Source organism: Cupriavidus sp. WS, from assembly GCF_000395345.1.
Taxonomy (GTDB): domain Bacteria; phylum Pseudomonadota; class Gammaproteobacteria; order Burkholderiales; family Burkholderiaceae; genus Cupriavidus; species Cupriavidus basilensis_B.
Genome location: NZ_AQPL01000278.1, coordinates 14,137 through 31,073, shown reverse-complemented (window position 1 = coordinate 31,073; position 16,937 = coordinate 14,137). Strand labels below are relative to the sequence as shown.

Here is a 16,937-nt window from a genome sequence, read left to right as displayed (position 1 = left end):
CCGGCCAGCGGCGCCGCCACCGCGCCCGCCGCGCCGGCCAGCGCGAACAGCGCCAGGCCGTGGCTGCCGAGCGCGAACGGCGGCTGCGCCAGCCGCAGCGCCACCGCCGTCCAGAACGCGCTGAACGCGCCCATCGACAGCGCCGCCGTGAGCGCGTGCCGGCGCAGCACGGGCTGGCCGCGCAGCAGGTGCCACATCGAGGCGATCAGGCCGGCGTAGCGGTGGCCGCCCGCCGGCTGGCGGCGCGGCAGCCAGCGCATCAGCACCACCGCCAGCAGCGCGTCCAGCCCCGCCAGCACGGCGTAGCAGGCGCGCCACCCGCCCGCGCCGGCCAGCAGGCTGGCCAGCGGGCGCGACAGCAGGATGCCCAGCATCAGGCCGCTCATCACATTGCCGACCGCGCGCCCGCGCTGGGCTTCGGGCGCCATCAGCGCGGCCAGCGGCACCAGCATCTGGATCGCGCACGAGGCGGCGCCGGCCGCGGCTACCGCCACGAAGAACACCGCGCCCGACCACGCCGCCGCGGCCAGCGCCAGCATGGCCGCGCACAGCAGCAGCGTGCCCGTCACCAGGCGGCGGTTTTCCAGCAGGTCGGCCAGCGGCACCAGCAGCACCAGGCCGGCGGCGTAGCCGAGCTGCGGCAGCATTGCCACCAGCCCGCGCCAGGCCGGCGGCAGGCCGAGCGAGGCGCTGACCGGGCCGGTCAGCGGCTGGGCGGCGAACAGGTTGAGCACGATCACGCCGACCGCGGCGGCGAGGAACAGCGCGAGGCGCCCGGTCAGTTCGGGCAGGGCGGCGGCGGGCGGCGGCGCGGCCGGATGGACCACGGCGGGTTCGGCGAGGGCGGGGCAAGACATGGCATCTCCGGCAAGAGGGCCCGCGCCGGTGCGGCGCGCCACATTGGCGTGCGCCGGCCCGGCAGGCCCGGGCTGGCAATGTTAGGATCCGGCTACCCATGCGGCAATTGAAATATAGGGATAATCTTTATGCCGGTTTGTTTGCATGTCCCGGGCCGCGTGCCGGCTCGCACGCCGCGGTTCGCCCACGGAGCCCGCCATGAACACGCGTGACATCGAAGCCTTCATCGCGGTCGTCGAAGCCGGCTCGATGGTGCGGGCCGCCAGCCGCCTGCACCTAACCCAGCCCGGGCTTACGCGCCGCGTGCAGAGCCTGGAAGCGCTGATCGGCGTGGCGCTGCTGGACCGACAGGCCAAGCCGCTGCGGCCCACCGCCGCCGGCCATGAGGTCTACGAACTCGGCAAGCGCGTGCTGCTGGCCACCGACGACCTGATGTCGCGCGCGGCGCGCGGCGCCGAGGTGGTGGGCGAGCTGCGCCTGGGCATGCCGCCGTTCCTCTCCGACATGGCGCTCGCCCTGCCCATCGACCGCCTGCGCGAGCAGTTTCCGCGGCTGACGGTGCGGGTCACGGCGGGCTGGTCGCCGGGCCTGCTGGAGCAGGTGGAAAGCGCGCGCCTGGATGCCGTGGCCGCACTGCTGCCCGACGGCGTGGTGCCGCCCGCGCATCTGACGGCGCGCGAGCTGGGCCGCTACGCCACGCTGGTGGTGGCCGCGCGCGGCATGCGCGCGCCGGCCGCGGGCCTGAGCCTGCGCGAGCTGTCCGGGCATGCCTGGGTACTCAACCAGGACGGCTGCGGCATGCGCTCGGTGCTGCGCCGCGCGCTGGACGCGGCGCACCTGCCGTTCAACGTGGCGGTGGAGGCGTTCGGCGCGGAGCTGCAGTTGTCGCTGGTGGCGCGCGGCGTCGGCATCGGCGCGGTGACGCCCGAGGTGCTGGCGCGCAGCGCGCACCGCGATGCCGTGCAGGTGCTCGACGTGCGCGGCTTCCGCGCCGGCCTGACCGCGTGGCTGCTGCACGCGCCGCTGCCGCGCCGGCTGGGCGCGCCGCTGGCGCTGCTGTTCGACGCGCTGCGCGCGGAGATCGCCGCGGCGCAGGCGGGCGGGTCCGGCGCCTCGGCGCCGCATGCCATACCCGATTCGGCGCCGGATTCGGCACCCGATTCCACCGTTCCTTGATCCGCGTCAAGCCGCCACCGCGCCGCCGTCGCTACTTTCGCCGCTTTGGGGAGAGACAAGAGCGATGGCCATCACGCTGTACGACGCCGGCGGACACACCTGCCTGATGTTTTCCGACCTGGTCGAGGAAGAGCACGGCGAGGTGGTGCAGACCAACCAGTTCCTGGTGGTGGACCACGGCCACGGCGCGCTGATCGACCCCGGCGGGCAGATGACCTACAGCGAGCTGTACCTCGCCATCGGCCGCTACTTCCCGCCCAAGCAGCTCGACTACGTGCTCGCCTCGCACGCCGACCCGGACATCGTCGCCTCGGTCGGGCGCTGGCTCTCCGCCTCCGACAGCCGCATCGCGATCTCGCGCGTGTGGGCGCGCTTCCTGCCGCATTTCTGCCAGGCCGGCCGCACCGAGGGGCGCATCATCTCCATCCCCGACGCCGGCATGCCGATCGCGCTCGGCCAGAGCACGCTGCTGGCGGTGCCGGCGCACTTCCTGCACTCGGAAGGCAACTTCCAGTTCTACGACCCGGTCAGCAAGATCCTGTTCTCGGGCGACCTCGGCGCGGCCCTGACCAGCGCGAGCGAGGCCAGCGAAACGGTGCGCGATTTCGATGCCCACACGCGCGCCATGCTGCCCTTCCATCAGCGTTACATGAGCGGCAACCGCGCGTGCCGGCTGTGGGCCAACATGGCGCGCGGGCTCGACATCGAGTGGATCGTGCCGCAGCACGGCCCGTCGTTCCGCGGCAAGGCGATGGTGACGCAGTTCATCGACTGGGTGGCCACGCTGGCGTGCGGGCTGGACCTGCTGAGCCAGGACGACTACCGGCTGCCGCCCATGCCCGCGGCGCGCGCCTGACGCCGGTCCGTCCGCGCGACCGGCGCCGGTCCGCCCCGCTCGCGCCCGGCCGTGCCATCGATTGCGCTCGATCGCACTCGGTCGCACTCAACCGTGCCCAGCCGCGCCGGCCGCGCCCGGTTCCGCTCAATCGCGCGCCAGCCCTTCGGCCACCAGCGCCTCGCGCACGCGGGGCCGCGCCGCCACGCGCGACAGGTAGGCCTGCAGCGCCGGATACGGGTTCAGCGGCATGCGCAGGATCGTGGCCCAGTTGACGATGGCGAAGCCATACGCATCCGCCACGCCGAAGCGGTCGCCGGCCAGGTAGTCGCGCGTGGCGAGGTGGTGGTCGAGCTCGGCGAAGCGCAGCGCCACCTTGGCCTTGCACGCCTCGCGCGTGCTCCCGGCGGTTTCCTTGTGCCACAGCCACGGGCTGAACACCTTGTGCAGCTCGGTGGAGACCAGCGTGAGCCAGCCCACCGCCTCCAGCCGCGCCACCGTGCCGGCCGGCGGCAGCAGCGCGGCGGCGGGCGCGAGGTCGGCCACGTACTGCAGCAGCGAGGCGGCCTCGGTGTGGCGCGAGCCGTCGTCCAGTTGCAGCATCGGCACGTAGCCGCGCGGGCTGACCGCGTAGAAATCGGTGCTGCCGTTCTCGGCCTCGGCCAGCGTGTGCGTGGCGAGGTCCACCTTGGCCAGCGTGAACGGCAGGCCCGCTTCGCGCAGCGCGATATGGACGGCGAGCGAGCAGGCGCCGGGGGTGTAGTAGAGCTTCATCGGGATGATTCCTCTGGAATGCTTCGGGGTTTGCCGCCACGGCTTGTGACGGGCGTGCGGGCAGTCTAGGATTGCGGATATGCAATCGCAATGCGCGCGGCTGCAAGCAATCAATGCGGATCTGCAATGCCCTACCAACTGACCTCACCGGATCTCGACATCGTGCTGGCGCTGGTGCGCGGCGCGACCCTGGCCGAGGCCGGGCGGCGGCTCGGGCTCGACGCCTCCACCGTGTTCCGCGCCCTGCAGCGCATCGAGAAAGGCCTGGGCCGGCGCCTGTTCGAGCGCAGCCGCGCGGGCTACCTCGCCACCGAACTCGCGCAGCAGTTCGCCCAGCACGCCGAGCGCATCGAGGCCGAGCTGGAAGCGGCGCGCGCGCAGGCGTCGGTGAGCGCGGGCACGGTCACGGGGCTGGTGCGCATCACCACCACCGACACCGTGCTGCACGGCATGGTGCTGCCGGCGCTGGCGCCGCTCGGGCGCGCCCATCCCGGCCTGAGCTTCGAGCTGACCGCCACCAACGAACTCGCCAGCCTGACCCGGCGCGATGCCGACATCGCCGTGCGCGCCACGCGGCAGCCGCCCGACCACCTGATCGGCCGGCGGCTCGGCCCGCTGCGCGTGGCGGTGTTCGCCTCGCGCGAGCTGCTCGCCGCGGCGGGCGTGGCGCCGCCGCGCGACGGCGGCAGCGTGGCGCCGGCGGCATTGGCCGCCCTGCCCTGGACCGCGCCCGACGAAGCCATGCCCGACCATCCTTCGGTGCGCTGGCGCCGCAGGCACCTGCCGCGCGTGTCGCCGCAGTACCGCGTCAACAGCATCGCCGGCGTGGTGGAGGTCATCGAAGGCGGACTCGGCATCGGCATCATCTCGCTGATGATCGGGCGCCGCAGCGGCCGGCTGGTGCAGCTCACCGGAGCGCTCGACGAATGCGACACCGACCTGTGGCTGCTGACCCATCCCGAGTCGCGCCACCTGCGCCGCATCGCCACCGTGGTCGCGCATCTCGCCGGGCACGTGCGGCTCGACGGGCAGGCGGACGAACGAGGTGGACCGATAAAGCGGACCGATAAAGCGGACCGATAAGGCGGACGGATAAGCGGGCCGCCGCCAATGCGGATATGCTGCGCCGGTGAGCCGAAAGCGGGCAGCCAAAAGAAAGTCCGCCGGCCGTTCCGTCACCAAAGCCAAGCCAAGGAGAAACAACGATGAAACTGGTACGTGTGGGCAAGCCCGGCGCCGAGCGCCCGGGACTGATCGATGCCGAGGGCCGCGTGCGCGACCTGTCCGGCGTGATCGACGGCCTGGGGCCGCAGCAACTGTCGGCCGAGGCGCTGGCGAAGCTGGCCGCGCTCGACCCGGCCGCGCTGCCGGTGGTGCGGGGCGAGCGCTTCGGCGTGCCCTGGAGCGGCATCGGCAAGATCGTGGCGATCGGCCTGAACTACGCCGACCACGCCGCCGAGGCCGGCATGCCGCTGCCGGCCGAGCCCATCGTCTTCCTCAAGGCCAACAGCTCGCTCAACGGCCCCGACGACGCGGTGATGCTGCCGCGCGGCTCGGTGAAGACCGACTGGGAGGTGGAGCTGGGCGTGGTGATCGGCAAGCTCGCGCGCGACGTCTCGCGCGAGGAAGCGCTCTCGCACGTGGCCGGCTACTGCGTGGTCAACGACGTCTCCGAGCGCGAATTCCAGATCGAGCGCGGCGGCACCTGGGACAAGGGCAAGGGCTGCGACACCTTCTGCCCGGTCGGCCCGTGGCTGGTCACGCGCGACGAAGTGGCCGACCCGCAGGCGCTCGGCCTGTGGCTGGACGTGAACGGCGAGCGCGTGCAGAAGGGCAGCACCGCCACGATGGTGTTCGACGTGGCCACGCTGGTGAGCTACGTCAGCCGCTTCATGACGCTGCACCCGGGCGACCTGATCTGCACCGGCACGCCGCCGGGCGTGGGCATGGGCTTCAAGCCGCCGCGCTACCTCAAGGCCGGCGACCGCATGCGCCTGGGCATCGACGGCCTCGGCGAGCAGGCGCAGACGGTGGTGGCCTACGCCAAGGGGTGACGCCGCCGGCCTGTGCGCCATCGCGATGGCGACGCACCGGCCGGTGCGTGCGAAGTGGAGGTGAAGGAAAAGCGGAGGAAAGCGAAGGGAAGGGCGGCCAGCAATCGGCCGCCTTTTTCTTTGCTGCCGCGCCTTGCTTTGGCGCATGGTTTTCTCCCCTCTCCCGCCCGGCGGGACAGGGGCCGGGGGAGAGGGCCGGCGCCCGCCGAAGCCATCGCGATCGCATCGCCCCGCACCCGCATGACGCCACGCGCGCAACGCAAACAAAGCATCTCCGCATCGAAGCTGTACCGCCGGCGACACCTCATGCCGGCAAGCCACGCGGCAGGCCATCCCCAGGAAAACCGCCGCGGGAAACGGCGGCTTGTGATCCCATCCCCCGCCGCGAGTTCCCCCTGTGATCCCCGCGCGCGCAAACCGTCCCCCGTTCGCAACACTTCCCGCGCGATTTCGCTACAAAGGGTTAAACCGTTTGCGCTCCCCGGCCAGCGTGAAATACTGTTTTCTATACGCCTCGAACACGAGCCCGCCATGTCAGAACACGCCCCCGAACTGATGGAGTCACTGCTCGCCGACTCCGATCCCGATTCCGCTTTTTCCCGCCCGCAATCAAGCCCATCTTCCGGCCCATCCTCCGGCTGCGCTTCCGGCCCTTCCGTCTTCTCCGCCCGCGTTGCCCGCTTCTGCGAACTCGCCGACACCGTCGACAGCCGCGACGAGCTCGAAGCCATCCGCCACAGCATCCACCAGCATCCGGAACTCGCCTTCGACGAAGTGCGCACCGCCGAGCTGGTCGCCAGCCAGCTCGAAGGCTGGGGCTACGAGGTGACGCGCCACGTCGGCGGCACCGGCGTGGTCGGCCGCCTGCGCCAGGGCGACAGCCCGCGCACCGTCGGCGTGCGCGCCGACATGGACGCGCTGCCGATCCACGAGCGCACCGGCCTGCCCTACGCCAGCCTCAACGCCGGCAAGATGCATGCGTGCGGGCACGACGGCCACACCACCGTGCTGCTGGGCGCCGCGCGCCAGCTTGCGCGCACGCGCAATTTCAACGGCACCGTGCACCTGATCTTCCAGCCCGCCGAGGAAATCGGCGCGGGCGGCGGCGCCGAGCGCATGCTGGCCGACGGCCTGTTCGAGCGCTTCCCGTGCGACGCGATCTTCGGCCTGCACAACCATCCCGGCGTGGAGACCGGCACCTTCATGTTCCGCAGCGGGCCGTTCATGGCCGCCTGCGATACGGTGGCCATCACCATCCGCGGCAAGGGCGGCCACGCCGCGCGCCCGCACCAGTCGATCGACCCGATCCTGGTCGCCGGCAGCCTGGTGATGGCGCTGCAGAGCGTGGTCTCGCGCAACGTCGACCCCAACGAGACCGCGGTAGTCACCATCGGCACGCTGCACGCCGGCCACGCGCCCAACGTGATCCCGGAAAGTGCCAAGCTCGAACTGAGCGTGCGCTCGTTCAACCCGGACGTACGCCGCACGCTGGAAGCGCGCATCACGCGGCTGGTGACGTCGCACGTGGAAGGTTATGGCGCCACCGTGGAGATCGACTACATCCGCGGCTACCCGGTGCTGGTCAACAGTGAGCGCGAGACCGAGTTCGCCCGGCAGGTGGCCGAGGAACTGGTCGGCCCGGACAAGGTGGTGGGGCATTTCCCGCTGATCGCCGGCAGCGAGGACTTCGCCTACTTCCTGCAGCAGCGCCCGGGCTGCTTCGTGCGCATGGGCAACGGCACCGGCCAGCCGCTGCTGCACAACGCCGGCTACGACTTCAACGACGAGAACCTGACGATCGGCGCGGCGTACTGGACGCGGCTGGTGGAGCGGTATCTGGCGTGACCCGCGGTGCCGCGCCGGAGTGCGGCGACGGCGCGGCGATGGAGTGACGATGGCATGGCGGCGGCGCGGCGTCGGTGCCGGTCCGCGCCCGGCCGCGGCGCACGTCTTCGCGCCGGCATGGCGTGCGGGTTCTCGTGAATTTCGCTATTAACGGCCGTACCTGCATCAGCCATGCCGGGCCTGCGGGCGTCGTGCCGGGAATGTCTGGCGGCGGGGTTTGCGGTCCGGGATCTTGGCTGCCGGTCCGGCTGTCGCCGGCCAGAGTTTGCCGGCCGTGCGCGCCGGCCAGGTACGCGGCAGGCCAAGCAGGCAGGCTCGGGCACGCAGTCCCGGGTACGCGGCGAGGCATCCCCGGCCGGTGCCGGAGCTACCTGAAGAAAGCGCTCGGCGGCACGCCGAACTGCTTGCGGAACATCGTCGAGAAGGCGCTCGGGCTGTCGTAGCCGAGGTCGAGCGCCACGTCCACCACCTTGGCCCCCGCGGCCAGCCCCTCCAGCGCGGCCAGCAGCCGGGCCTGCTGGCGCCACTGCCCGAACGTCATGCCGGTCTCGCGCGCGAAGCGGCGCTGGATGGTCTTGGGGTCCATGCCGAGCCGCTCGCCCCACTGCGCCAGCGTGAACGCCGTGTCGGGCGCGCCGACGATGGCCTCGCAGATCTGGCGCAGGCCGGCGTCGGCCGGGCGCGGCAGGTGCAGGGGCAGGGTGGGCACCAGCATCACTTCGTCCAGCAGCAGTCGCATCAGGCGCCCGTCGCGCGAATCGGCCTTGTAGGGAATCGGGATGTCGATGGCGGCGAGGATCAGTTCGCGCAGCAGCGGGCTGATGCCGAGCACGGTGCAGCGCGTGGGCAGGTCGGCGGCGGCGTCGGGGCGGATGTAGGCGGTGCGCATGCGCACGTGGCCGACCATGCGGATCCAGTGCACGGTGCCGCCCGGCATCCACATGCCGCGCGTGGGCGGCACGATCCACTGGCCCTCGGCGGTGGCGACCACCATCACGCCGTGCACGGCATGGACCAGCTGCGCGTGCGGATGCTGGTGGGGCTTGGTGACGTGGCCGGGCAGGTAGTCGGCCGCCATCGCGGTGACGGGCATGGGGCCGCGGTCGTAGCGCAGATAGGCTGGCGCGGCGCTGTAGGTGTCGGCGCGGTCCTCGGCGTGGGCCGGGAGGTGTGGCGCGAGGTGGGGCGCGAGGTGGGGAGGGCGGTGTGACGGATCGAGGGGATCGGGCGGCGCGAGCGGCACGCCGGGCATGCCGGACGGCGGCGTGGCCGGCGCGCCATCCGCATCATCCGCATCATCCGCGCTATCCGCGCGCGCGCGGGCGGTGGCCGGGCGGCGGCGCTGGCCGGTCGTGGCGGTAATGGTGGTAGCGGCAGTAGCGGCGGTCGTGGCTGCGGTAGCCGCGGCGGCTGCGGTGGCGGGACGGCGTGGCATGTCCTTTTCTCCAAGGTTCTGGCCCTATTCTCGCAGGACAGGCGCCATCGCGCCAATTAGCATGGCTGCCAGATTCCCAATCTTGTTGTCTCTCCAGCCCCCGACTCCATCATGAGCAGCCGCATCGACACCGCGCCAGGCGGCGCGACCGCCTCGCCGCAGGGCCAGGCGCAGCCTTCCCACAGTACGCAGTCCGCCGAGCGGACCGGTTTCCGCGTGCTGTCGGCGATCAGCTTTTCGCATTTCCTCAACGACATGATCCAGTCGCTGATCCTGGCCATCTATCCGATGCTCAAGGGCGGCTTCAACCTCAGCTTCACGCAGATCGGCCTGCTGACGCTGACGTACCAGATCACGGCGTCGCTGCTGCAGCCGGTGGTGGGCCTGTACACCGACAAGCATCCCAAGCCGAAGTCGCTGCCGATCGGCATGGGCTTCACGCTGTGCGGGCTGCTGCTGCTGTCGGTGGCGCCGACCTACGGCGTGCTGCTGGTGGCGGCCGCGCTGGTGGGCACGGGTTCCTCGATCTTCCATCCGGAGTCGTCGCGCGTGGCGCGCATGGCCTCGGGCGGCCAGCACGGGCTGGCGCAGTCGATCTTCCAGGTCGGCGGCAACGCCGGCAGCGCGGCGGGCCCGCTGCTGGCCGCGGCGATCGTGCACCGGCAGAGCAGCCTGGCGTGGTTCTCGGTGGCGGCGCTGCTGGCCATCGCCGTGCTGTGGCAGATCGGCGGCTGGTACGGCCGCGAGCTGGCCCACACCGCGCGCAAGCGCAAGGCCGCCGCCGCCGTCTCGCCGCTGCCGCGCAGCACCGTGGTGCGCGCCATGATCGTGCTGATGCTGCTGGTGTTCTCCAAGTATTTCTACATGGCGAGCCTGAACACCTACTACACGTTCTACCTGATGGAGCGTTTCGGCCTGGACCGCCAGAGCTCGCAGATCTACCTGTTCGCCTTCCTGTTCGCGGTGGCGGCCGGCACCATCCTGGGCGGCCCGATCGGCGACCGCATCGGCCGCAAGCGCGTGATCTGGGCGTCGATCCTCGGCGTGGCGCCGTTCACGCTGATGCTGCCGCACGCCAACCTGTTCTGGACCGGCGTGCTGTCGTTCATCATCGGCTTCATCCTGGCCTCGGCGTTCTCGGCCATCCTGGTGTTCGCGCAGGAGCTGATCCCGGGCAAGGTGGGCATGGTGTCGGGCCTGTTCTTCGGCTTCGCCTTCGGCATGGGCGGCATCGGCGCCGCGGTGCTGGGCACGCTGGCCGACGCGCACGGCATCGAGATGGTCTACCAGTTGTGCGCGTTCCTGCCGCTGCTGGGCCTGCTGGCGGTGTTCCTGCCCGACCTGGGCGGGCGCAGGAAAGCGGCCTGAAGCTGACCTGAAACGGGTTTGAAGCCGGCCCGGCGGCGGCCCGAAAGCGCGGCCCGGCGGCGGCCCGAAGCCCGCCTGAAACCGGACCGATCCGGTGGCCGGAGCCCGCCGGAAATCCGCTGGCCAGCTTCCGCCGGCGCGGGCGCGGCGCACTCGCAAGTGGCGTGAGGCGCACCGCAATGGCGGCGGCGCATGCCGTGCGCACCACGGCGGTGCGCGCGGCCGGCCGCGCCGGCGCCCGCCGCTTTCAGGCGTGCCGCGCCGCGCGGGCGCGGCCGGGCTGCTGCTGGACGATCACGCCATACCAGCCCAGCCCGGCATAGGTCTCGTAGCCGGGCGTGCGCGCGAACGCCACCAGCGCGCCGTCGGGCGCCTCGTACCAGCCGGCGGGATTGCCCTGGTCCTGCAGCGCGAAGGTCTCGGCCAGCGCGCCGGCGCCGTCGGAGGCGGCGATCACGCGGTGCTGCGCGTCCACCAGCAGGCAGCGCGTGCGCTGCCAGTCCTCGGCCGACAGGCGCACGCCGCCGACCACGGCCTGCGCCTGCGGCGCCCAGTTGAAGAAGATCGCCAGCACGCCCTGCGGCGCGCCGTCCGCGCGGCCGCCGGCGCGGATCGCGGTGGCGTAGGTGGCCACGCTGGCGTTGTCGAGGAAGCGCGAGACGGTGATGTCGTGCGCGACGTAGTCGTCGCCGGAGCGGGTCGCCATGGCGCGCTGGAACCAGTCCACGCCGCGCACGACGCGCCCGGCCACGCCCGGGTAGTTGCGCGGGCGGCCGTTGGCGATGACGCGGCCCTGCGCGTCGATCACCCAGAGATCGAGATATACCGTGTAGCTGTTGAGGATGACGCCGAGGCGCTCGCTGGCGAAGGCGGCGGCCGCGCCGTCGCCGGGCCGGCTCGCGGCGGCCACGATGGCCGCGTCGGTGGCCCACCAGCGCACGTCGCAGGAGCGCTCGTAGAGGTTGCGGTCGATCACGTCGATCATGTTCAGCGCCAGGTCGGCCAGGCGCTGGCCCTGGTGGCCGCGCATCTGGCGGATCATGGCGTCGCCCAGTTGCGTCAGCTCGGCGATCGAGCCGCCCAGCTCCGTGGTGAGCTCACCGGTGATGCCGGAGATGCGTTCCGAGACGTGCTTGACCTGGTTGGCCACCACGCTGAAGCCCCGGCCGGCCTCGCCGGCGCGCGCGGCTTCGATGAGCGCGTTCAGCGCCAGGAAGCGGGTTTCGCGGTTGATCTCGGCAATGCTGGAGATCTTGTTGTCCGCGATTGTGCCCACGTGATGGGACAGCTCGACGATGCGTTCCGCGCTTGCCATACGGTATCTCCCATTCAGATCACTGACCCGCCAGGCGCGAGGCGTGTGCTGTGAGGAGATGGCGGTATCCCGGCCGCACCGGTTGTCCTGTCCCGCGCCTGGTGAATCACCATAGGCGAGAAACGTGCCAGCCCGGATGCATGGCCCGGGCCGGTCCGGCGGAAAGGTTCAGCGCCCGGTCTTGTCCTGCGACACGTCCATGATCATGCGCGTGAGCAGGTACAGGCGCGGCGTGACCGAGTTCAGGTCGACGTACTCGGCGTCGTTCGAGTGCGCGCCGAAGCCGCGCAGGCCGAAGCGCTCGATCACTGGCGCCTTGGTCGCCGCGGCGGCGAAGGCCGCGTCGGTGCCGCCGCCTTCGGCGGTGTCGTAGACCAGCAGCTTCTCGCCGATCTCGCCGTACACGCCCTGCGCGTGCGCGGCCAGCTTGCGCGCCGCGTCGGTGACTTCGAGCGGCGGGCGGCGGCGCTCGAACTTCACCTCGACGCGGGTATCGGGGATGAGCTGCTTCTTCACGCGCTCCTGCAGCGTGTGCTCCAGGCCGTCGTAGTCGGCCGTGCGCAGCACGCGCACGTCGGCCTGCGCGGTGGCGATGGCGGGAATCACGTTGCGGTTGGTGCCGGCCGACGAGATCGTCCAGTTCACCTTGAGGCCGGTGTCCGGGTTGGACAGGTCGCGCATCTGCAGGATCTGGTGCGAGAGCTCGTACAGCGCGTTGCGGCCCTGCTCGGGCGCGCTGCCCGCGTGCGAGGACTTGCCGTGCACGGTCAGCGAGATCGCGCCGATGCCGCTGGTGGCCAGCGACAGCCGGTCGCCGGTCACGCGCGTGGCCTCGCACGAGAACACCGCGTCCTGCTGGCTGCCCATCTTGGTCAACATCGCGCGCGCGCCCGGCGAGCTGATTTCCTCGTCGCCGTTGATCAGCACGGTGAGCGTGCCGTAGTCCTTGAAGCCCATCTTCTGCAGGATCGCCACGGTGTGCAGGATCACGGCCACGCCGTTCTTGTCGTCGGCGATGCCCAGGCCGTAGGCGCGGTCGCCGTCGACGCGGAACGGCTGCTGCGCCAGCATGCCGCGCAGGTAGACCGTGTCCATGTGGCCGATCAGCATGATGTTGCGTTTTCCGGTGCCCTTGAACTGGGCCATCACCATCTTGCCCACGTCCTTGGGCGTGTCTTCCATGCGGTAGACGTCGGCCGGCGCGATCAGTTGCGCCTCGCCGCCGAGCGCGGCCAGGCGGTCGCGGATCAACGCGGCGATGCGGTCCAGGCCCTCGATGTCCTTGCTGCCCGACTCGATCGAGACCAGGTCCTTGAGGGTGGCGATCAGCGCCGGCTTTTCCTGCTGTGACAACTGGTAGGCCGGCTCGACCGGCGCGGCCTGGGCGGCTTGCGCGGCGCCGGCGCAGAGCAGGGCGGCGAGCCTCAGCGAGGGGCGCAGCGAAGCACGGGCCGCCGGGCGGCGCAAGGACGCGCCGGAGCGCGGGCGGATGGACAGGGGCATGCGGGTGGTCTCCGGAATGAGTGGGGTGAAAAGCGAAGAGGGTAACAGCGCGGGCCGCCGTATGGGTAGCGAACGCGGCGGCGGGCAGCAGGCGCGCCGTCGCGCGGGCAGACTCGCGGATGAACGGCTGTGCCGCTTGCAGGCTTCGTGCCCGGGCCGGTTGCGGCGACGGTCGGCGTGCCGCTGCCGCTGCCGCTGACACCGACACCGATGCCACCGGCACGGCACCCGGTCCGGCGTGCGGGGCCGGGGTGGAATCGCTTCCCAATCTGCTCCCAACCGGCCCCGAACAGGCCCCCAACCAGCCCCGAACAGACGCGAAACCGGCGCACGGAAGCGCTCCTGCAACAGGTCGACCCGGCGGAAATGAAACCCGCCCCGTTTTTGCGGCATCATGGCGGGCATGACGTCCGTTGCGCCTCCTTCCCATCCCAAGCCCGCGCCCGCCATCCGCGCCGCCTGCGGGCACTGTCTCGCGCTGGCCGCCGATCCGCGCCGGCGCGAGCCGCACGAGCGCCTGGCGCTCAAGCACACCGCGCCGCTGGTGAGCCAGAGCGCCGCCGGCGTGCCGTTCAGCATGCTGACCTTCACCTGCCGCGAATGCGGCACGACGTGGCGGCTGTACGACCGCGCCAACGAACTGTTCGTGTCGTGGGTGCCCGAATGCGCGCTGGAACCCGCGGAACCGGGCTCCGGCCCGCGCGGTGGCGCGCCGGCGATCGGCTAGAATCGGTCCTTCGTTTTCCATCCTTTCCGCGGTCCCGCCACCGCCGTGCCTGCCATGTCCGCCATGCCTGCCATGCCCGCTTTCCGCCGAATTTCCCTGCTGGCTGCCGCCGCGTCCGCCATCGCGGCGAGCCTGTCTGGCGGTCCCGCCACCGCCGCCACCGCCGATGCCTACCCCTCGCGCCCGATCCGCCTGATCGTGGCCTATCCCACCGGCGGCATCAGCGACGCCGTGGCGCGCGCGCTCGGCGAGCGCCTGTCGGCGCAGATGGGCGGCTCGGTGGTGGTGGAGAACAAGGCCGGCGCCGGCGGCAGCATCGGCATCGACGCCGTGGCCAAGGCCGCGCCGGACGGCTACACGCTGGGCTTCGCCTCGACCAGCCCGCTCACGCTCACCCCGCACGTCGGCCACGTCAACTACGACCCGCAGCGCGACATCGCGCCGGTGATGAGCGTGATGTACTCGCCGGTGCTGGTGGTCGCCACGCCGAGCTTCGCCGGCAAGTCGTTCCAGGACCTGCTGGCGCAGGCCAAGACCCGGCCCGGTTCGGTGCGCTGGGCCACCTCGGGCCTCGGCACGATCGGCCACGTCATGCTGGAGCAGGTCAAGTCCAAGGCCCATGCCGACCTGACGCTGATTCCCTACAAGGGCGCCGGCCAGCAGATGAACGACGCGCTCGGCGGCCAGTTCGAGGTGATGAGCACCAACGCCAGCCCGATGCTGACCCAGCACATGGAGGCCGGCCGCCTGCGCGCGCTGGCGGTGGGCGCGCCCAGGCGCATCGCCTCGCTGGCGGGCGTGCCGACGCTGGCCGAACTCGGCTACCCCAAGGCCAACCTGACCTCGACCTTCGGCATCTTCGCGCCGGCGCGCACGCCGCCGGCCATCGTCGCCCGGCTCAACGCCGAACTGAACAAGGCGCTGGCCGAGCCCGAGGTGCGCGAGCGCCTGCTCAAGGGCGGCGAAGTGCCCACCGGCGGCACCGCCGCGCAGTTCGCCGCGGCGATCCGCGCCGAGTACGACGACAACGCGCGCATCGTCAAGGAAGCCGGCATCAAGGCCGACTGAGCGGCCATCGCGGATCATCGGGCGGCCCCGCTGGCGCTGCCCCGGCTGTGGCTGCCGCGCTCCGGCCGGCCGGCGCCCGCGGGTGTATCGGCGGGTTCGGACGCGGCGATTGGCGCGGCGATTGGCGCGGCGTCCGACGCAACGACCGATGCGGCAGCCAGCGCGTCAGCCGGCGCAACCGCCGGCATAACGAGGTCGAGCCGGCACCCGGTCGCATATACCGACGACAGCCGCACGCCGTTGCGCGGCTGCAGCGCCAGCTTGGCGCGCAGGCGCGACAGGTGGCTGTCCAGCGTGCGCGAGCCGCGCGGCATCGCGCACCGCCACACCGCCAGTTCGACGGCCCGGCGCAGCAGCAGTTGCCCGGCATGGCGGAACAGCAGCACCGCCAGCTCGAATTCCTTGGGCGACAGCCTGACCTGCCGGCCGCCGACGAAGGCGCGCCGCTCGTCCAGCGCGAAGCGGTAGGGGCCGAGTTCGAGCCGGTCGCGCCGCGGCGCCGGCACGCGCCGCAGCAGCGCCTGCACGCGCGCCGCCAGCTCGGCGCCGCGCACCGGCGCGGGCACCACGGCATCGGCGCCGAGCGCGATGCATTCGGCGATGTGCGCCTCGCCGCCGCGCCCGCCCAGCACCATTACCGGCAGCGCCCCGCCCAGCGCGCGCCGTATCCACAGCAGCACGTCGCGCGCGGGGATGCCGGGAATCTCCCACGCCAGCAGCAGCAACGCGCAGGGCTCGCTGCGCAGCGCCTGCATCAGCGCGCGGCCTTCGCGGAAGCGCGCGGTGTCGTGCCCGCCCAGCGCGAGCATCTGCTCCAGCCGCAAGGCCCGGGCCGGGTCGTCCTCCAGTATCGCGATTCGCATGCGGCGTCTCCTGGCGCGGCAGGGGTGCCGCTTTGCCAATGATCGTGCGGCCGCCGCCGCGGCGGAATGCGAAAACTCTCATATGCCGGCCCGCCGTCCGGGCATGTAATGGCATGGAGCCCCCGCATTGCCGGGCATGCCGGGGCGCCGGCGCACCGGCCGCCGCGAGATCCGGTGCGTGAAATCCGGCGCGTGAAATCCGGCGCGCGAGATCCGGCGCATGAGATCCGGTTTGCGAGATCGATGCGCGAGATCGATGCACGAGACCAACCAACGCGAGACCGGCCAGCTATGGGAATGAAGATCGCTTCACTGGAAGACCATCCCGCCGAGGCGGCCCTGATCCGGCGGATCCTGGGCGAGGCGGGGCACGACTGCATGACCTTCGGGCGCAGCCGCGAGATGCTGCTGCGCCTGCGCGAGGAAAACTTCGACCTGCTGCTGCTCGACTGGCACCTGCCCGACCTGTCCGGCAAGGAGGTGCTGACCTGGGTGCGGGCCAACCTCGACCGCCGCGTGCCGGTGATGTTCGTGACCGGCCGCAGCGCCGAGGAAGACATCGTCGACGGCCTCGCCACCGGCGCCGACGACTACATGCTCAAGCCGGTGCGGCGCGGCGAGCTGCTGGCGCGCACCGCGTCCCTGCTGCGGCGCGCCTACCCGGAGCCCGGCAGCGGCTGCGCGCGCGTGGCGCTGGCCGGCTACGTGTTCGATTGCGCCGCGCGCACGGTGGTGCGTGGCGCCACGCCGCTGCGGCTCACGCCGAAGGAGTTCGACCTCGCCGTGCTGCTGTTCCGCAACGAGGGCCGCATCGTGTCGCGCGACCATATCGTGGCGGCGGTGTGGGGGCGCGAGATCTCGCCGCTGTCGCGCACCATCGACACGCACATGTCGCGCGTGCGCAGCAAGCTGGGGCTGGCGCCCGAGCACGGGCTGCGGCTGCTGCCGGTCTACACGCACGGCTACCGGCTCGAACTGGTGCCGGCCACGGCGTGGGGTCGCGCGAGAGCGGGGGATAGCGGGTGAGGGAGGGCGAGGAGGGCGAGGGCGAGGGCGAGGGCGAGGGCGAGGGCGAGGGCGAGGGCGAGGGCGAGGGCGAGGGCGAGCGAAACGCCG

At 71.9% G+C, this 16,937-nt stretch carries 15 protein-coding genes; 9 read left to right on the top strand and 6 right to left on the bottom strand.

Annotated features, from left to right (window positions below):
• On the bottom strand, positions 1-857 hold an 857-nt coding region (locus K206_RS0122515; RefSeq protein WP_020204651.1), incomplete at its 3' end, for an MFS transporter.
• Positions 858-1,056: 199 nt separating this feature from the next.
• Between K206_RS0122515 and K206_RS0122510 the strand changes: the two genes are divergently transcribed.
• Together K206_RS0122510 and K206_RS0122505 are read left to right on the top strand one after the other, a co-directional pair.
• Positions 1,057-2,034: a LysR family transcriptional regulator gene (locus K206_RS0122510; RefSeq protein WP_020204650.1), complete on the top strand. Its 978-nt coding sequence runs from the start codon at positions 1,057-1,059 to the stop codon at positions 2,032-2,034.
• 64 nt (positions 2,035-2,098) lie between these two features.
• Positions 2,099-2,890 carry an MBL fold metallo-hydrolase gene (locus tag K206_RS0122505; protein WP_020204649.1) on the top strand — a complete coding sequence of 264 codons (792 nt, stop codon included), beginning with the start codon at positions 2,099-2,101 and terminating at the stop codon, positions 2,888-2,890.
• Between the two features lie 126 nt (positions 2,891-3,016).
• On the opposite strand, the gene gstA is transcribed toward K206_RS0122505, so the two are convergent.
• Positions 3,017-3,643, bottom strand: a complete 627-nt coding sequence (gstA, locus tag K206_RS0122500; protein WP_020204648.1) for a glutathione transferase GstA — start codon at positions 3,641-3,643, stop codon at positions 3,017-3,019.
• Between the two features lie 126 nt (positions 3,644-3,769).
• Here gstA and K206_RS0122495 point away from each other — a divergent pair, with 126 nt between their 5' ends.
• The 3 genes from K206_RS0122495 to K206_RS0122485 all read left to right on the top strand — a co-directional run bounded on the left by K206_RS0122495 (position 3,770) and on the right by K206_RS0122485 (position 7,542).
• Positions 3,770-4,726, top strand: a complete 957-nt coding sequence (locus K206_RS0122495; protein ID WP_020204647.1) for a LysR family transcriptional regulator — start codon at positions 3,770-3,772, stop codon at positions 4,724-4,726.
• A 122-nt stretch (positions 4,727-4,848) separates the two neighbouring features.
• Positions 4,849-5,697 carry a fumarylacetoacetate hydrolase family protein gene (locus K206_RS0122490; RefSeq protein ID WP_020204646.1) on the top strand — a complete coding sequence of 283 codons (849 nt, stop codon included), beginning with the start codon at positions 4,849-4,851 and terminating at the stop codon, positions 5,695-5,697.
• 531 nt (positions 5,698-6,228) lie between these two features.
• A complete protein-coding gene (locus K206_RS0122485) occupies positions 6,229-7,542 on the top strand; it encodes a M20 aminoacylase family protein (RefSeq protein ID WP_029043944.1) in 1,314 nt (437 codons plus the stop codon).
• Positions 7,543-7,909: 367 nt separating this feature from the next.
• On the opposite strand, the gene K206_RS0122480 is transcribed toward K206_RS0122485, so the two are convergent.
• The gene (locus K206_RS0122480; protein ID WP_020204644.1) at positions 7,910-8,794 is read right to left on the bottom strand and encodes a helix-turn-helix domain-containing protein; all 885 of its coding nucleotides are present in this window, start codon (positions 8,792-8,794) and stop codon (positions 7,910-7,912) included.
• A 294-nt stretch (positions 8,795-9,088) separates the two neighbouring features.
• Here K206_RS0122480 and K206_RS0122475 point away from each other — a divergent pair, with 294 nt between their 5' ends.
• Entirely contained in the window at positions 9,089-10,345 is a 1,257-nt protein-coding gene (locus K206_RS0122475) for an MFS transporter (RefSeq protein WP_020204643.1), read from the top strand.
• 247 nt (positions 10,346-10,592) lie between these two features.
• On the opposite strand, the gene K206_RS38995 is transcribed toward K206_RS0122475, so the two are convergent.
• Positions 10,593-11,660 carry a methyl-accepting chemotaxis protein gene (locus K206_RS38995; RefSeq protein WP_020204642.1) on the bottom strand — a complete coding sequence of 356 codons (1,068 nt, stop codon included), beginning with the start codon at positions 11,658-11,660 and terminating at the stop codon, positions 10,593-10,595.
• A gap of 168 nt (positions 11,661-11,828) precedes the next feature.
• Positions 11,829-13,163, bottom strand: a complete 1,335-nt coding sequence (locus K206_RS0122465; protein WP_020204641.1) for a M20/M25/M40 family metallo-hydrolase — start codon at positions 13,161-13,163, stop codon at positions 11,829-11,831.
• Positions 13,164-13,557: 394 nt separating this feature from the next.
• Between K206_RS0122465 and K206_RS0122460 the strand changes: the two genes are divergently transcribed.
• Positions 13,558-13,890, top strand: a complete 333-nt coding sequence (locus K206_RS0122460) for a hypothetical protein (protein WP_020204640.1) — start codon at positions 13,558-13,560, stop codon at positions 13,888-13,890.
• Positions 13,891-13,944: 54 nt separating this feature from the next.
• Positions 13,945-14,958 (top strand): tripartite tricarboxylate transporter substrate-binding protein, encoded by a 1,014-nt coding sequence (locus K206_RS0122455; protein WP_020204639.1) that lies wholly within the window; start codon positions 13,945-13,947, stop codon positions 14,956-14,958.
• Between the two features lie 14 nt (positions 14,959-14,972).
• Here the strand turns inward: K206_RS0122455 and K206_RS38990 are convergent, their stop codons facing one another.
• Positions 14,973-15,821 (bottom strand): winged helix-turn-helix domain-containing protein, encoded by an 849-nt coding sequence (locus K206_RS38990; RefSeq protein ID WP_020204638.1) that lies wholly within the window; start codon positions 15,819-15,821, stop codon positions 14,973-14,975.
• A gap of 297 nt (positions 15,822-16,118) precedes the next feature.
• Between K206_RS38990 and K206_RS0122445 the strand changes: the two genes are divergently transcribed.
• Positions 16,119-16,847, top strand: a complete 729-nt coding sequence (locus K206_RS0122445) for a response regulator transcription factor (RefSeq protein ID WP_020204637.1) — start codon at positions 16,119-16,121, stop codon at positions 16,845-16,847.
• Positions 16,848-16,937: the final 90 nt, after the last annotated feature.

What these genes read in the sequence shown, in the direction of transcription:
- K206_RS0122510 (WP_020204650.1), top strand. Translation starts at nt 1,057, where the DNA reads ATGAACACGCGTGACATCGAAGCCTTCATCGCGGTCGTCGAAGCCGGC.
- K206_RS0122505 (WP_020204649.1), top strand. Translation starts at nt 2,099, where the DNA reads ATGGCCATCACGCTGTACGACGCCGGCGGACACACCTGCCTGATGTTT.
- gstA (WP_020204648.1), bottom strand. Translation starts at nt 3,643, where the DNA reads ATGAAGCTCTACTACACCCCCGGCGCCTGCTCGCTCGCCGTCCATATC.
- K206_RS0122495 (WP_020204647.1), top strand. Translation starts at nt 3,770, where the DNA reads ATGCCCTACCAACTGACCTCACCGGATCTCGACATCGTGCTGGCGCTG.
- K206_RS0122490 (WP_020204646.1), top strand. Translation starts at nt 4,849, where the DNA reads ATGAAACTGGTACGTGTGGGCAAGCCCGGCGCCGAGCGCCCGGGACTG.
- K206_RS0122485 (WP_029043944.1), top strand. Translation starts at nt 6,229, where the DNA reads ATGTCAGAACACGCCCCCGAACTGATGGAGTCACTGCTCGCCGACTCC.
- K206_RS0122480 (WP_020204644.1), bottom strand. Translation starts at nt 8,794, where the DNA reads ATGCCCGGCGTGCCGCTCGCGCCGCCCGATCCCCTCGATCCGTCACAC.
- K206_RS0122475 (WP_020204643.1), top strand. Translation starts at nt 9,089, where the DNA reads ATGAGCAGCCGCATCGACACCGCGCCAGGCGGCGCGACCGCCTCGCCG.
- K206_RS38995 (WP_020204642.1), bottom strand. Translation starts at nt 11,660, where the DNA reads ATGGCAAGCGCGGAACGCATCGTCGAGCTGTCCCATCACGTGGGCACA.
- K206_RS0122465 (WP_020204641.1), bottom strand. Translation starts at nt 13,163, where the DNA reads ATGCCCCTGTCCATCCGCCCGCGCTCCGGCGCGTCCTTGCGCCGCCCG.
- K206_RS0122460 (WP_020204640.1), top strand. Translation starts at nt 13,558, where the DNA reads ATGGCGGGCATGACGTCCGTTGCGCCTCCTTCCCATCCCAAGCCCGCG.
- K206_RS0122455 (WP_020204639.1), top strand. Translation starts at nt 13,945, where the DNA reads ATGTCCGCCATGCCTGCCATGCCCGCTTTCCGCCGAATTTCCCTGCTG.
- K206_RS38990 (WP_020204638.1), bottom strand. Translation starts at nt 15,821, where the DNA reads ATGCGAATCGCGATACTGGAGGACGACCCGGCCCGGGCCTTGCGGCTG.
- K206_RS0122445 (WP_020204637.1), top strand. Translation starts at nt 16,119, where the DNA reads ATGAAGATCGCTTCACTGGAAGACCATCCCGCCGAGGCGGCCCTGATC.